The organism is Nonomuraea sp. NPDC050691, assembly GCF_040654455.1.
Taxonomy (GTDB): Bacteria; Actinomycetota; Actinomycetes; order Streptosporangiales; family Streptosporangiaceae; genus Nonomuraea.
The window spans coordinates 65,092-79,273 of the sequence record NZ_JBFAIA010000005.1 but is presented as its reverse complement, the minus strand read 5'-3'; the positions used below and the strand labels follow the sequence as shown (position 1 = coordinate 79,273).

Annotated in this window: 12 protein-coding genes; 6 read left to right on the top strand and 6 right to left on the bottom strand. The window is 70.4% G+C overall.

Going from position 1 to position 14,182, the window contains the following annotated elements:
• Nucleotides 1-77: 77 nt before the first annotated feature.
• The 3 genes from AB0H81_RS03605 to AB0H81_RS03595 all read right to left on the bottom strand — a co-directional run bounded on the left by AB0H81_RS03605 (nucleotide 78) and on the right by AB0H81_RS03595 (nucleotide 3,726).
• A complete protein-coding gene (locus tag AB0H81_RS03605; protein ID WP_358368674.1) occupies nucleotides 78-2,180 on the bottom strand; it encodes a (Fe-S)-binding protein in 2,103 nt (700 codons plus the stop codon).
• 158 nt (nucleotides 2,181-2,338) lie between these two features.
• A complete protein-coding gene (locus AB0H81_RS03600) occupies nucleotides 2,339-2,920 on the bottom strand; it encodes a TetR family transcriptional regulator (protein ID WP_358368672.1) in 582 nt (193 codons plus the stop codon).
• Nucleotides 2,917-3,726 carry a sugar phosphate isomerase/epimerase gene (locus AB0H81_RS03595; RefSeq protein ID WP_358368669.1) on the bottom strand — a complete coding sequence of 270 codons (810 nt, stop codon included), beginning with the start codon at nucleotides 3,724-3,726 and terminating at the stop codon, nucleotides 2,917-2,919. The genes AB0H81_RS03600 and AB0H81_RS03595 overlap by 4 nt, the downstream gene beginning before the upstream one ends.
• Nucleotides 3,727-3,781: 55 nt before the next feature.
• Between AB0H81_RS03595 and AB0H81_RS03590 the strand changes: the two genes are divergently transcribed.
• From AB0H81_RS03590 to disA, 5 genes are read left to right on the top strand one after another with little or no spacing between them, the layout of a single operon-like run.
• A complete protein-coding gene (locus AB0H81_RS03590; protein WP_358368666.1) occupies nucleotides 3,782-4,480 on the top strand; it encodes a class I SAM-dependent methyltransferase in 699 nt (232 codons plus the stop codon).
• Nucleotides 4,481-4,522: 42 nt separating this feature from the next.
• Nucleotides 4,523-4,933 carry a MerR family transcriptional regulator gene (locus tag AB0H81_RS03585; RefSeq protein WP_358368663.1) on the top strand — a complete coding sequence of 137 codons (411 nt, stop codon included), beginning with the start codon at nucleotides 4,523-4,525 and terminating at the stop codon, nucleotides 4,931-4,933.
• Nucleotides 4,930-5,235 carry a thioredoxin gene (gene trxA / locus AB0H81_RS03580; RefSeq protein WP_358368660.1) on the top strand — a complete coding sequence of 102 codons (306 nt, stop codon included), beginning with the start codon at nucleotides 4,930-4,932 and terminating at the stop codon, nucleotides 5,233-5,235. Before AB0H81_RS03585 ends, trxA begins: the two co-directional genes overlap by 4 nt.
• Nucleotides 5,236-5,295: 60 nt before the next feature.
• Nucleotides 5,296-6,702, top strand: coding sequence for a DNA repair protein RadA (gene radA, locus AB0H81_RS03575; protein ID WP_358368659.1), 1,407 nt, complete (start codon nucleotides 5,296-5,298; stop codon nucleotides 6,700-6,702).
• 41 nt (nucleotides 6,703-6,743) lie between these two features.
• Nucleotides 6,744-7,826, top strand: a complete 1,083-nt coding sequence (gene disA, locus AB0H81_RS03570; protein WP_358368656.1) for a DNA integrity scanning diadenylate cyclase DisA — start codon at nucleotides 6,744-6,746, stop codon at nucleotides 7,824-7,826.
• Nucleotides 7,827-8,209: 383 nt separating this feature from the next.
• Here the strand turns inward: disA and AB0H81_RS03565 are convergent, their stop codons facing one another.
• A complete protein-coding gene (locus tag AB0H81_RS03565) occupies nucleotides 8,210-8,905 on the bottom strand; it encodes a hypothetical protein (RefSeq protein WP_358368653.1) in 696 nt (231 codons plus the stop codon).
• 78 nt (nucleotides 8,906-8,983) lie between these two features.
• Between AB0H81_RS03565 and AB0H81_RS03560 the strand changes: the two genes are divergently transcribed.
• Nucleotides 8,984-9,859, top strand: coding sequence for an A/G-specific adenine glycosylase (locus tag AB0H81_RS03560; protein WP_358368651.1), 876 nt, complete (start codon nucleotides 8,984-8,986; stop codon nucleotides 9,857-9,859).
• A 223-nt stretch (nucleotides 9,860-10,082) separates the two neighbouring features.
• On the opposite strand, the gene AB0H81_RS03555 is transcribed toward AB0H81_RS03560, so the two are convergent.
• Nucleotides 10,083-11,021: a TIM barrel protein gene (locus tag AB0H81_RS03555; RefSeq protein WP_358368648.1), complete on the bottom strand. Its 939-nt coding sequence runs from the start codon at nucleotides 11,019-11,021 to the stop codon at nucleotides 10,083-10,085.
• 649 nt (nucleotides 11,022-11,670) lie between these two features.
• Entirely contained in the window at nucleotides 11,671-14,175 is a 2,505-nt protein-coding gene (locus AB0H81_RS03550; protein ID WP_358368645.1) for an ATP-dependent Clp protease ATP-binding subunit, read from the bottom strand.
• Nucleotides 14,176-14,182 lie beyond the last annotated feature (7 nt).

The window sequence follows — 14,182 nt, the reverse complement described above, 5'->3', positions numbered from 1 at the left end:
GCGGATTTCTTGCGGGTGCCTGCCCTGACATGCGGAACTCCTCCACTTTGCCTGTGGAGGAGTTCCGACTTCCCGGGTCAGGTAGGGGTTTTCACGGATTTGATCAGGAGCTGGGCGACGTCCACGACCTCCAGCGACTCCTTGGCCTCACCGTTGTTCTTCTTCTCGTTGATCGCGTCGCCGAGCATCACCATGCAGAACGGGCACGCGGTGGAGACGGTGTCGGGATCGGTGGTCAGCGCCTCGTCCACGCGCTCGGTGTTGATGCGCTTGCCGATGCGCTCCTCCATCCACATGCGCGCGCCGCCGGCGCCGCAGCAGAAGCCGCGGTCCTTGTGTCGGTGCATCTCCTGGGTCTGCACGCCGGGCACCTTGGACATGATGTCGCGCGGCTGGGAGTAGACCTTGTTGTGGCGGCCGAGGAAGCACGGGTCGTGGTAGGTGATCTTCTCCTCGATCGGGGTGATCGGGGTCAGCTTGCCCTCGTCGACCAGCTTGGCCAGCAGCTGGGTGTGGTGCACGACCTCGTACGTACCGCCGAGCTGCGGGTACTCGTTCGCGAGCGTGTTGAAGCAGTGCGGGCAGGTGGCGACGATCTTCTTGACGCCGGCCTCGTTGAGGGTCTCGATGTTCTGCTGCGCGAGCATGTTGAACAGGTACTCCATGCCCAGGCGGCGGGCCGGGTCACCGGTGCACGCCTCCATGGGGCCGAGCACGGCGAACTTGACGCCCGCGATGTGCAGCAGCTCCGCGACCGCCTTCGTGGTCTTCTTGGCCCGGTCCTCCAGGGCTCCGGCGCACCCGACCCAGAAGAGGTACTCGGTGTCCTCGGGCATCTTCTCGTCGATCAACTCGACCTCGAAGTCGAGCTCCTCGATCCAGTCGGCCCGCTTCATCTCGGACATGCCCCACGGGTTGCCCTTGTTCTCCAGGTTCTTGACCATCACCCCCGCCTCGGACGGGAACGACGACTCGACCATCACCTGGTAGCGGCGCATGTCGAGGATGTGGTCGATGTGCTCGATGTCCACCGGGCACTGCTCCACGCAGGCGCCGCAGTTGGTGCACGACCACAGCACGTCGGGGTGGATCACGCCGTCCTCGCCGACCAGCGGCTTCTCCAGCAGCGCCAGCACGTCGGTGTCGGCGTGGCTGGTGTCGGCCCCGGCCAGCAGGTACGGGGCCACCTTGAAGGCGTGGTCGCGCTGGTCGAGGATGAGCATCTTGGGCGACAGCGGCTTGTCGGTGTTCCACGCCGGGCACTGCGACTGGCATCGCCCGCACTCGGTGCAGGAGTAGAAGTCGAGGAAGCCCTTCCACGTGGTGTCGCCGATCTTGCCGCGGCCGAGCCGCTCCGCGTCGAGGTCCTCGTCCTCGAAGTCCACCGGCTTGCCGTCGATGCGCAGTTCGGGCGCCCCGCCGAGGCCGTCGGGACGGCGGGAGAACAGCACGTTCAGCGGCGCGGTGAAGATGTGCAGGTGCTTGGAGTTGACCACGATCACCAGGAACACCAGCATGAAGCCGATGTGCAGCAGCAGCGCGATCTCCTCCAGCAGCGAGCTGTGCGGCAGCGCCTCGCCGAGGGCGAGCGAGACGAACGCGCCCGAGGAGTAGGGGAAGTTGCCGTTGGCCGCCGACGCGCCGCGGGCCAGGAACAACGTCCAGATGATGTTGAAGATCATGAACAGGACGAGCCAGGCGCCGCTCAGGTGCGAGCCGGAGAAGCGCGAGCCGCGGCCCAGCGTCTTGGGCGAGTTCTTGATCCGGATGGCCGCGAACGCCACGAGGCCCAGCAGACACGCGACCGCGATGAAGTCCTGCAGGAAGCCCAGCACGGCCCACTGCCCGACGAGCGGGATGTGGAAGTCGGGACGACCGGTGATCGCGCCCTGCACGATCGCGCCGTACGCCTCGATGTAGACGGTCAGCAGGATGAAGAACGCCCACATGACGAAGAAGTGGGCGACACCGGACGGAGTCCACTTCAGCAGCTTCTTCTGGCCGAACACCTCGACGAGCTGCGCCTTGACCTCCTCGCCGGCGTGCGTCCTGGCGTACTCCAGGCGTTCGGGCGCGGGCGGCCCGACGGTGGCGAGCTTGTAGAGGAACTGCGCCCGACGGCCCGCCACGGCCACCGCCAGGACGGTCATGACGAGTCCGATGATGGCTACCCAGAGCACGGGCCCTCCCACAGACGACGTTGGCTGCCAGCGTACGAGCGCCGGTCCGCCACGCAACGACCAGGTATCCCCAGAATCCTACCCATCGGTAACATAATGGGGGTAACGCGACCCACCCTATGGCCACAGGCCGTTACAGAACAATGCTCTATGGCGCTCTACGGCGTGAAGTAGCGCTGGAGCGTGGGCGCCAGCAACTCCACCAGCTCCTCCGGGTCGGCCCCGGCCATCGGCTCCAACTTGAGCACGTACCGGGCTATCAGCACCCCGAACATCTGGGCGAAGGCCGCCTCGATCCGCAGGTGCGGCACCCCCATCGTGTCGGCCACCTTGAACAGCAGCGCGTTCGAGACGAACTCCCGGAACATCGAGGCCGCGTAGTCGTGCGTCATCGCCGAACGGATGAGGGCGATCATCGGCTCGCGCGTCTCCGGCGTGGCGGTCACCGTGAGGATCAGCCGGACCAGCCGCTCCCCGATCTCCTCGCGCGGGCCGTCGAGCAGGGCCGGCACGACCTGCTCGGGCGTCAGCGGCAGCCGCATCGCCGCCGCGAACATGCCCTCCTTGGTGTCGAAATAGTGGTGCACGAGCGCCGGATCGACCTGCGCCTCCCGGGCGATGCCCCGGACGGTCGCCTTGTCGAACCCCTTCTCGGCGAACACCCGCCGGGCCGCCGCCAGGATCTCCCCCCTGGTGTCGGCCGCCCCCGGCCTGCGCCCGGGCCCCCTCTTGACCGTCATGCGGACGCCGCGAGGTGCAGACGGGCGAACGCGAGCGCCTCGGCGAGGTCGTCGATCCGCTCCGTACGGCTGGCCGCCTTGCGCGTGTTGATCTCCAGCACCACCAGCCCGTCGTAGCCGGAGCCCGCCAGGCGCTCCAGGATCGGCGCGCACGGCTGGGTGCCGCGCCCGGGCACCAGGTGCTCGTCCTTGTTCGTCACGCCCACGCCGTCGGCCAGGTGCAGGTGCGCCAGGCGGTCACCGAGCTTGGTGGCCATCTCCATGGCGTCGGAGCCCGACACGGCCGTGTGCGACAGGTCCAGCGTGACGTGGGGGAAGTCGTAGTCGATCGGATTCCAGTCGGGTGAGTACGGTACGACGTCGTTGTTCCTCGCGCGCAGCGGGAACATGTTCTCCACCGCGAAGATCACGTCGGTCTCGTCGTGCATGCGCGCGATCCCGGTCTCGAAGTCGCGGGCGTACTCGCGCTGCCAGCGGAACGGCGGGTGGACCACGACCGCGGACGCGCCGAGCCGCTCGGCCGCCTCACGGGCCCTCACCAGCTTGGCCCACGGGTCGCGCCCCCAGACGCGCTGCGTGACGAGCAGGCAGGGGGCGTGGATGGCCAGGACGGGCACCTGGTAGTGGTCCGACAGGCGCTCGATCACGTCGATGTCCTGGCTCACGGGGTCGGCGCCGACCATGATCTCGACACCGTCGTAGCCCAGGCGAGCGGCGAGCTCGAACGCGTCAGGGGTGCGTTCCGGATATACCGAGGCGGTGGACAATGCGATCTTCGCATTGGGCACGCGGATGACGTCAGCCACCTTGCCAGCCTAAGCCGGTGACGGGGCTCTGCGGCGCGCCCCCTACGGTTGGGTCATGCCCCGGATCGCAAAAGGAGCCATCCCGAGCCCCAACATCTGGAACACCCCGCAGCTGTACGAGCTGGAGAACCGCGCCGTCGACCCCGACGGCGCGGCCGAGGCGGCCATGCGGGCGATCCGGCCGTGGGACGGCGCCACCGTGCTCGACATCGGCTGCGGCACCGGCTACCACCTGCCGGGCCTGTCGGCCGCCGCGGCGCGGGTGATCGGGGTCGAGCCGCACGGCGACCTGGTGACGCTGGCCCGCCGCCGCTGCGCCGGGCTGCCCAACGTGGAGGTCCACGCCGCCGCCGCGCAGGACCTCCCGCTGCCCGACATGTCGGTGGACGTCGCCGTCGCGCGCTGGGCGTACTTCTTCGGTCCCGGCAGCGAGCCGGGCCTGCGCGAGCTGTCCCGGGTCGTGCGGCGCGGCGGCGCGGCCTTCGTCATCGACCTCGACGCGGGCCGCGGGGCGTTCGGCCGCTGGTTCTCGCACACGGTGCCCACGTACTCGGCGCGCGAGGTCGAGGCGTTCTGGACGCGGCACGGCTGGCAGCGGCGGGAGCTCGACCTGCGGATGGTGTTCGAGCGGCGGGCCGACCTGGAGGCCGTGCTGCGCATCGAGTTCACGCCGGACGTGGCCCGGCAGGCCATCGCGGAGACGCCCGGCCTGGAGCTGGACTACCCCAACGTGCTGCGCTGGCGCCTGTTCTGACCCCTTGACCTTGACATTGGCGTCAACGTTTACGGTGGGGCCATGCGCATCGGAGAGCTGGCCGGACGTACAGGGGCGAGCACCCGCTCGCTCCGCTACTACGAGCAGCACGGGCTGATCACCTCACGACGGGGCGCCAACGGCTACCGCGAGTACGCCGAGGACGACGTCCGCCTCGTGGCGGAGATCCGCACGCTGCTGTCGGTGGGGTTCACCCTCGAGGACACCCGGCCGTTCGTGGCCTGCCTGCGGGCCGGCCACGCGACGGGCGGGGCGTGCCGCGAGTCGGCCGAGGTCTACCGGCGCAAGCTGGCCGAGATCGACGACGAGATCCGGAACCTGCTCGCCCGCCGCGCCGAGGTCGCGGCCCAGCTCGGCGAGTCCTGCTCCGGCTGCGTCACCCGGGGATCCGCCCTGGGCGCCACCCGAGGTCTCACCCTAGGAGAGAAATGATCACGCTCACCACCGCGAACTTCGACGAGCAGGTCCTGCGCGCCGACAAGCCCGTGCTCGTCGACTTCTGGGCCGAGTGGTGCGGGCCCTGCCGCATGGTCGCGCCGGTGCTCCAGGAGATCGAGAACGAGTACGGCCTCGCCATCGGCAAGCTCAACACCGACGAGAACCCCGAGATCATGACGCGGTACGGCGTGCTCAGCCTGCCCACGCTGCTGCTGTTCGAGAACGGGGAGCCGGTGCGCCAGATCATCGGCGCCAAGCCCAAGCGCATGCTGGTCTCCGACCTCGGCCTGGCGTGACACCGGAGGCGACCTCCGGCCTCACCGCGATTGTCGGTCGGGGCCGCTAGCCTGCTCGACATGGCCAAGACTGCCCCCAAACCCGGTTACCGCTGCGCCGAGTGCGGCTGGCGTACCCCCAAATGGGTGGGCCGGTGCGGCGAGTGCCAGGCGTGGGGCACGGTCGACGAGGAAGGCGCCCGCGCCGGCGTCAACGTCGTCCAGGCCGGCGCCACCACCGGCCCCGCCCTGCCGATCGGCAACGTCAAGGCCGAGGTGGCGATCGCCCGCACCACCGGGGTGAGCGAGCTCGACCGGGTCCTCGGCGGCGGCCTGGTGCCCGGCGCGGTCGTCCTGCTGGCCGGCGAGCCCGGCATCGGCAAGTCCACGCTGCTGCTGGAGGCCGCGGCCCGCATGGCCGAGCGTGACACCGTCCTCTACGTCACCGGCGAGGAGTCGGCCGCGCAGGTCCGCCTGCGCGGCGACCGCATCGGCGCCATCCGCGACACCCTCTACCTCGCCGCCGAGACCGAGCTGTCGGCCCTGGTGGCCCACGTCGAGAAGGTCCAGCCCCGGCTGCTCGTGGTCGACTCCGTGCAGACGATCGGCTCGGCCCAGGCCACGGGCGTGCCCGGCGGGGTCACCCAGGTCCGCGAGGTCGCCGCCAACCTCGTGCGCCTGGCCAAGGAGCGCAACATGGCGACCGTCCTCGTGGGCCACGTCACCAAGGAGGGCTCCATCGCCGGCCCCCGCACCCTGGAGCACCTCGTCGACGTCGTGCTCAACTTCGAGGGCGACCGCCACTCCCGGCTGCGCATGGTCCGCGCCATCAAGAACCGGTTCGGCCCCACCGACGAGGTCGGCTGCTTCGACCTGCACGAGCGCGGCATCGAGGGCATCACCGACCCGAGCGGGCTGTTCGTCTCCCGGCGCAGCAGGCCGGTGCCCGGCACCTGCGTGACCGTGACCGTCGAAGGCACCCGGCCGCTCCCGGCCGAGGTCCAGGCCCTGGTAGCCCGCACCGAGGCGCAGCAGCCCCGGCGCACCTCCTCCGGTCTCGACACCTACCGCGTGCAGATGATCCTGGCCGTGCTGGAGCGGCGGCTCAACGCCAAGCTCGGCGGCTGCGACGTGTTCACCGCGACCGTGGGCGGCATCAAGCTGGCCGACCCGGCGGTCGACCTGTCCGTGATGCTGGCCGTGGCCAGCGCCGCCGGCGACAAACCGCTCCCGGCCGGGCTCGTCGCCATGGGCGAGGTGGGTCTCGCGGGCGAGCTGCGGCCGGTCAAGGACGTGCGGCGGCGGCTCAGCGAGGCCGCCAGGCTGGGCTTCCGCCGGGGGCTGGTGCCCGCCGGCTCGCTCGAGGAAGGCGGTCGCAGGCGCGACGGGCAGCGCTCTCTGGTGCCCGTCGGGCCGGTCACGTTCGCCCCCGGATTCGAGGTGGTGGAGGCGGAGAACGTCTGGGACGCTCTCACACACGTCACATAGCGCCGCTAAGCTGGGCTTGACTATTTCGACACGGGGGTCTGGTGCCAAACGACAGGAGTCTGGACGACCGCCGTCGCGAAGCCCTGGCCGCGGTGGCCCCGGGCACACCGCTGCGCGACGGCCTGGAGCGGATCCTGCGCGGACAGACCGGCGGGCTCCTCGTGCTCGGCTACAACAGCGAGGTCGAGCAGCTCTGCAGCGGCGGCTTCGAGCTCGACGTCGACTTCTCGGCCACCCGGCTGCGCGAGCTGGCCAAGATGGACGGCGCGATCGTGGTCAGCGACGACCAGAAGATCGTACGCGCCGCGGTCCACCTCGTCCCCGACCCGGCCATCCCCACCGACGAGTCCGGCACCCGCCACCGCACCGCCCAGCGCGTCGCCCGGCAGACCGGCCTGCCGATCATCGCGATCAGCAAGTCGATGCGGATCATCGCCCTCTACCTCGACGGCATCCGCTACGTCCTGGAGGAGTCGGCGGCCATCCTGTCCAAGGCCAACCAGGCCCTGGCCACCCTTGAGCGCTACAAGCACCGCCTCGACGAGGTGTCCGGCACGCTGTCGGCCCTGGAGATCGAGGACCTGGTGACCGTGCGCGACGTGGCGGCCGTCGCCCAGCGGCTGGAGATGGTGCGGCGCATCTCCGACGAGATCAAGGGCTACGTGGTCGAGCTCGGCACCGACGGCCGGCTGCTCTCCCTCCAGCTCGACGAGCTGGTGGCGGGCGTCGACTCCGAGCGGGAGCTGGTGGTGCGCGACTACCTCCCGGCGCCCTCCGGCCGGCGCGCCCGGCGCCTGTCGGAGGCCATGCACGACCTCGACGAACTGTCCGGCAGCGCCCTGCTCGACCTGACGGTCGTGTCCCGCGTCCTCGGCCACGACGGCGGCGAGACCCTCGACACGCCGGTCAGCCCGCGCGGCTTCCGCCTGCTGGCCAAGGTGCCCCGGCTGCCGGCCACGGTGGTGGACCGCCTGGTCAACCACTTCGGCGGGCTGCAGAAGCTGCTCGCGGCCAGCATCGACGACCTGCAGGCGGTCGGCGGGGTGGGCGAGTCGCGTGCCCGCAGCGTCCGCGAGGGCCTGTCACGCCTGGCCGAGTCCTCCATCCTCGAACGCTACGTCTGACCCGCCTTCGGCACCTCCGACTGCTGCGTCCTCCTCTTCCTGCCCTCTCAGCCGTCCACGCCTGATGGCGGCACGGGGGTCGCGCACACCGAGGCCGCCCGCGCCTCCCTGAGACTGCCGGCCACCGAACGCCCCATGCGCCCCCCTGTCCTTCGTCGTGGCGGCGGGCGATGACGGATGTGCGGGCGCGGAAGCGCGGGGGTGGTGGCGGGGATGTGCCGCACGGCGTCCGCGGCGGATGAACGCGCTCATCGCCGCGCGAGGGGCATGGCCTGGCGGCCCTCGCCCGCTCCAGCGACCGCCCCACGTGAGGAACGAGTCACGGTCGTGGGCCTTCGACGCCTGGCGTCGTCCGACGCCGTGGAGGGGTCGGGCCGCTCTCGTCACCTGAGGTGGAAGACCCCCTTGGGGCTCCTCAGCTTGCCCATGCGCGCCACCGCCACGTACGTGCCCGGCAGAGCCGTGGCCGGCGTCGTGCGGCAGTCGTCGCTGGAGCGGCGCCGGTCCCAGTCGAGCGTGCGGACGTACGGGATGCCACGCTCCAGCTCGCGCAGCTCGGCGGCGGGCCCGCTCACGCAGTCGGCCGTGGACCAGATGCGGTCCTCGCCCGAGGTGATGCGGATCTCCAGCGCCCGCGGCCCCACGTCGGCCCGGCACATGACGGGCCCGGTGTTGACCAGCGTGACCAGGAAGTTGGGCCACGCGCCGCCGGTGTAGACATCCTGCTTGCCCTGCAGGCTCAGCACCAGGTCGCCCTCGGCGCACGGCTGTCCCTCACGGGCCGGCCTGGCGTCGGCCACGGCCGGGGTGGCGGCCCTGCTGGGACTCGGCTGGGGCGTCGGGGTGGCCGTGCCGAGGGCGAGGGTGCGCAGGCCTGCCAGCAAGGGGTCGGCGGAGGGCGACTCGCTCGTGGAGGACTCGGCGCTGGAGGAGCGCTGCGGCCCGTCGGAGCCGCTGGAGCACGCCCACGCCACCACGGCCACGACCACCAGCACCGCGATGAGCACGCTCATCCGCCGCCGCCAGTAGACGTCACCGCCACCGCCGTCGCCGTCGCCACGCATCGTATCCGGGTCCATACTCACAGCATGGTAATGGTACGGCTACTTAGCGTGACGACACGCCGATGCCTTCGGTCTCGGCATACGCTGGGGCGCGTGGTTGAGCCGAACCTCCTGCACGTACCCATTCTGGAGTGGTACGAGTCCAACGCCCGGGATCTCCCGTGGCGCGCCGCCGACGCCACCCCGTGGGGCGTGCTGGTGAGCGAGATCATGCTCCAGCAGACGCCCGTCGTACGCGTGCTTCCCGTATGGCAGGAGTGGATGGAGCGCTGGCCCACCCCCAAGGCGCTGGCCGCCGAGCAGCCGGGCGAGGCCGTGCGTCACTGGGGCCGGCTCGGCTACCCGCGCCGCGCCCTGCGGCTGCACGCCTGCGCCCGGGCCATCGCCGAGGAGCACGGCGGCGAGGTGCCCTCCGACCACGCCACGCTGCTGGCGCTGCCGGGCATCGGCGAGTACACGGCGGCGGCCGTCGCGAGCTTCGCGTACGGAGGCCGGCACGCGGTGCTGGACACGAACGTGCGCCGGGTGTTCGCCCGAGCGGTGCGGGGCGAGGAGTACCCGCCGGTCGCCACGTCGGCGGCCGAGCGGCGGCTGGCCGAGGCCCTGCTGCCCGAGCTGGGGGCCGCCCGCTGGGGGGTGGCGGTCATGGAGCTGGGGGCGCTGGTGTGCACGGCCCGCGCGCCGCGCTGCGCCGACTGCCCCGTCACGCACGCCTGCGCCTGGCGGCTGGCCGGCAAGCCGCCGCACGAGGGACCGGCCCGCAAGGGGCAGACGTACGCGGGCACCGACCGGCAGTGCCGTGGCCGTCTGCTCGCGGTGCTGCGCGCGGCGCACGGCCCGGTGCCCAAGGAGGCGCTGGACGTGGTGTGGGACGACGCGGTGCAGCGGGAGCGCGCCCTGGACGGCCTGGTCGCCGACGGCCTCGCCGAAGCTCTGGACGACGGCACCTACCGCCTCCCGCACTCCTGACCACGCGCCACCTCACGGACCCTGACCACCACGCCTTACCCGCACGCGTCCCCGACTGCTTCATCCAGGCGCGTGCGGCCCCAACGCCGTCATGACCAGTCGACATCCCCGGCTGGTTCGGCCCCCTGGACCCGGTAAGCCCCTCAGGCGGCTCGACGCCCCCGCTCTCAGGTGAGCGACCTGGCCGGGCCGATCGGACGACCCGGCCGGCCCCTTCAGCCTCTCAGGCGGCGAGCTGGAGCCCGAGGCCGGTGAGGTTGGAGCGGGCCCAGTCGAGCTCCTGCGCCAGCATGGACACCAGGGCGCCCGGCCCCTTGGCGCGGCCGGGGACCGCGAGGTTGTGGGTCTCCACCTCGATGTGCGCGCTGCCGCTGACCGCGCCGGACAGCATGGCCGTGAGCGTGTCGTGCAGCACCGCGCCCGTGCTGGGCGTCTCGCCCGTGTGGTTGTGGACGTGGCCGAGCTTGACCACCGGCGCGCCGGCGGCGGCCAGGCCCCGCAGCGCCGCGCCGGCCTCCTCGGAGCCGCAGGCCAGGTGGCAGGCGTCGAGGCACACCCCCAGGTGCTCGGAGTCGATGCCGCACACCCGCTCCAGCGCCTGCTCGGTGGTCTCCAGGACGCAGCCGGGCCACGGCTCGAAGCCGACGCGGATCGTCTTGCCGGTGACGCTGTAGATGCCGCGCAGCTCGCGGGCCAGCCGCTCCAGGCGGCGCGTGGCGATGGAGTGGAGGTCGGCCGGCCAGTCGCGGCGCCAGCCGATGGGGATGGTGGAGATGCTGCCGAACCTGACGTCGTCGGGCAGCAGGAACGCCAGGATCTTGGCCAGGGCCATCGTGTAGCGGTAGCGCTCGGGCTTGGCCCAGTCGGGGCCGGGGACCTCCTGGTTGCGCCCGCCCGTGCCGTTCAGGCTCACGACCTCCAGGCCGCGCTCCTCCAGGGAGCGGCGCAGCCGTACGAGCTCGATGCGGTCGGCCGTGAGGTGGTCGGCCACGCTCGGCGAGAGCCACAGACCGATGCCCATCCGCTCGACACCCAGCCGCTTGCGCACCGGCACCGCGTAGCGGGTGAGGTGGGCGATCAGGTTCTCGAGGTCCTCGGCGGGGTGGACGCCCGCGTTGTAGGCGAGGTGTACGAGCGTTCCGTCGTCGTGACGCAGGCGCATCGGTTTCCTCCACGGCTTTCGCATTGATCGTTGGCATCACCCGGTCAGGGATCGCGTGGGACCCTGCCGAGCATGCCCGCTCCGGGTGACGCACGCGTCCGCCCTGGGTTGACTGCCTCGTACTCCCCAGGGAGCAGTCCCACCCTAGGTAAACGATCTTGCGGCTTACTTGGGGAAGACTTGGCGATGCTCTACACAGAGTAGTACTACTCGCCGTCGCAGGCACACTTTCCCGGCCAACAATTCCGCAACGACCTTCTGAGCCGTCCCACGCCGCTGCTGGGAGCCGGGTTGCCTGAGCGGTCACACCGGAGAATCTGCAGCGGCCACCTGACGAGCAGGACGCGGGTAAAGGCCGCGGACGCGTGGGCCGCGGACACGTGGGCCTGAGGGAGGCCGGGCCCGGACGCGCGGTCATGGGATGCGCGGAACGCGGATACGTGAGCCGCAGACGCGCGGGACCCTCGACACACCGAGCCCTGGACGCGGGCCGCGGATACGTGAGCCGCAGACGCGCGGACCCTCGACACGCCGAGCCCTGGACGGGCGGGCCGTAGACGTGCGAAAAGGGGCCGTGGACGTGTGAAAACAGGGAAGCCCCCGTGTGAGCTGGTCACACGGGGGCTTCGGTGCGCCCTTGCGGGCGGCGTCAGTGCTGGATCGAGCCGGCGATCGCGGCGGCCGAGTCGGGCACCTGGGACGACGCGTTCTCACCGACGAAGATGAACTTCGCGTTGTCGCCCTCGCCCTCGATGGTCACCTTGATGACCTGCCCCGGACGGAGCTCGCCGTACAGGATCTTCTCCGACAGCGAGTCCTCCAGCTCGCGCTGGATGGTGCGCCGCAGCGGACGGGCGCCCATGACCGGGTCGTAGCCACGGTCGGCCAGCAGCTGCTTGGCCTCGGGCGAGACCTCGAGCCCCATGTCGCGGTCCTTCAGGCGAGCCTCGACCTGCGAGAGCATCAGATCCACGATCTGGATGATCTCGACCGGCGTCAGCTGGTGGAAGACCACGATGTCGTCGACACGGTTGAGGAACTCCGGCCGGAAGTGCTGCTTGAGCTCCTCCTGGACCTTCGCCTTCATCCGCTCGTAGTTGGACTCGGTGTCGTTGGACTTGGCGAACCCGACCCCGATGCCCTTGGAGATGTCGCGGGTGCCGAGGTTGGTGGTCATGATGATGACCGTGTTCTTGAAGTCCACCACGCGGCCCTGGGCGTCGGTCAGGCGACCGTCCTCCAGGATCTGCAGCAGCGAGTTGAAGATGTCGGGGTGGGCCTTCTCGATCTCGTCGAACAGGACCACGGAGAACGGCTTGCGCCGCACCTTCTCGGTGAGCTGGCCGCCCTCCTCGTACCCGACGTAGCCGGGCGGGGAGCCGAACAGCCGCGAGACGGTGTGCTTCTCCATGAACTCCGACATGTCCAGGCTGATCAGCGCGTCCTCGTCGCCGAACAGGAACTCCGCCAGAGCCTTGGACAGCTCGGTCTTACCGACGCCGGACGGGCCGGCGAAGATGAACGAGCCGCCGGGACGCCGCGGGTCCTTCAGGCCGGCGCGGGTGCGCCGGATGGACCGCGACAGGCCCTTGATGGCGTCGTCCTGGCCGATGATCCGCTTGTGGAGCTCGTCCTCCATGCGGAGCAGGCGCTGCGACTCCTCCTCGGTCAGCTTGAAGACCGGGATGCCGGTGGCCGTGGCGAGGACCTCGGCGATGAGCTCCTCGGTGACCTCGGCGACGACGTCCATGTCGCCGGCCTTCCACTCCTTCTCGCGCCGCTCGCGCTTGAGCTGGAGCTGCTTCTCCTGGTCGCGCAGGGCCGCGGCCTTCTCGAAGTCCTGCGCGTCGATCGCGGACTCCTTGTCGCGCCGGACGTTGGCGATCTTCTCGTCGAACTCGCGCAGGTCCGGCGGAGCGGTCATCCGGCGGATGCGCATCCGCGAACCGGCCTCGTCGATAAGGTCGATCGCCTTGTCGGGAAGGTAGCGGTCGCTGATGTAGCGGTCGGCCAGCTGCGCGGCGGCCACCAGCGCGCCGTCGGTGATGGACACCCGGTGGTGCGCCTCGTAGCGGTCGCGCAGACCCTTGAGAATCTCGATCGTGTGGCTGAGCGAGGGCTCGGCCACCTGGATCGGCTGGAAGCGCCGCTCCAGCGCCGCGTCCTTCTCGAGGTACTTGCGGTACTCGTCGAGGGTCGTGGCACCGATGGTCTGCAGCTCGCCGCGGGCCAGCATCGGCTTGAGGATGCTGGCGGCGTCGATCGCGCCCTCGGCGGCACCCGCACCCACGAGCGTGTGCAGCTCGTCGATGAACAGGATGATGTCGCCACGCGTGCGGATCTCCTTGAGCACCTTCTTCAGACGCTCTTCGAAGTCGCCGCGGTAGCGGGAGCCGGCGACCAGGGCGCCGAGGTCAAGCGTGTAGAGCTGCTTGTCCTTCAGCGTCTCGGGCACCTCGCCCCTGACGATCTTCTGCGACAGGCCCTCGACGACGGCGGTCTTGCCGACGCCGGGCTCGCCGATGAGAACGGGGTTGTTCTTGGTCCTCCGGGAGAGGACCTGCATAACCCGCTCGATCTCCTTCTCGCGGCCGATGACCGGATCCAGCTTGCCCTCGCGGGCGGCCTGGGTCAGGTTGCGGCCGAACTGGTCGAGCACCAGGGACGTCGACGGGGCCGACTCCTGAGGGCCGCCCGCGGCGGCCGGCTCCTTGCCCTGGTAGCCGTGGAGCAACTGGATGACCTGCTGCCTGACACGGTTGAGATCAGCTCCAAGCTTGACCAGCACCTGAGCCGCCACACCTTCACCCTCACGGATGAGCCCGAGCAGGATGTGCTCGGTGCCGATGTAGTTGTGACCCAGCTGCAAAGCCTCACGGAGCGACAGCTCAAGAACCTTCTTGGCCCGCGGGGTGAACGGAATGTGCCCCGACGGAGCCGACTGGCCCTGGCCGATGATCTCCTCGACCTGCTGGCGCACTCCTTCAAGGCTGATGCCGAGGCTCTCCAGAGCCTTGGCGGCTACGCCCTCTCCTTCGTGGATCAAACCAAGAAGAATGTGCTCAGTGCCGATGTAGTTGTGGTTGAGCATCCTGGCCTCTTCTTGCGCCAGGACGACAACCCGCCTCGCTCGGTCGGTGAACCTCTCGAACATCTCGTCG

Excerpts from the sequence above, each read along its gene's own strand:
- AB0H81_RS03600 (WP_358368672.1), bottom strand. The coding sequence starts at position 2,920 with ATGACGGTCAAGAGGGGGCCCGGGCGCAGGCCGGGGGCGGCCGACACC.
- AB0H81_RS03590 (WP_358368666.1), top strand. The coding sequence starts at position 3,782 with ATGCCCCGGATCGCAAAAGGAGCCATCCCGAGCCCCAACATCTGGAAC.
- AB0H81_RS03585 (WP_358368663.1), top strand. The coding sequence starts at position 4,523 with ATGCGCATCGGAGAGCTGGCCGGACGTACAGGGGCGAGCACCCGCTCG.
- trxA (WP_358368660.1), top strand. The coding sequence starts at position 4,930 with ATGATCACGCTCACCACCGCGAACTTCGACGAGCAGGTCCTGCGCGCC.
- radA (WP_358368659.1), top strand. The coding sequence starts at position 5,296 with ATGGCCAAGACTGCCCCCAAACCCGGTTACCGCTGCGCCGAGTGCGGC.
- AB0H81_RS03565 (WP_358368653.1), bottom strand. The coding sequence starts at position 8,905 with ATGGACCCGGATACGATGCGTGGCGACGGCGACGGCGGTGGCGGTGAC.
- AB0H81_RS03555 (WP_358368648.1), bottom strand. The coding sequence starts at position 11,021 with ATGCGCCTGCGTCACGACGACGGAACGCTCGTACACCTCGCCTACAAC.
- AB0H81_RS03550 (WP_358368645.1), bottom strand. The coding sequence starts at position 14,175 with ATGTTCGAGAGGTTCACCGACCGAGCGAGGCGGGTTGTCGTCCTGGCG.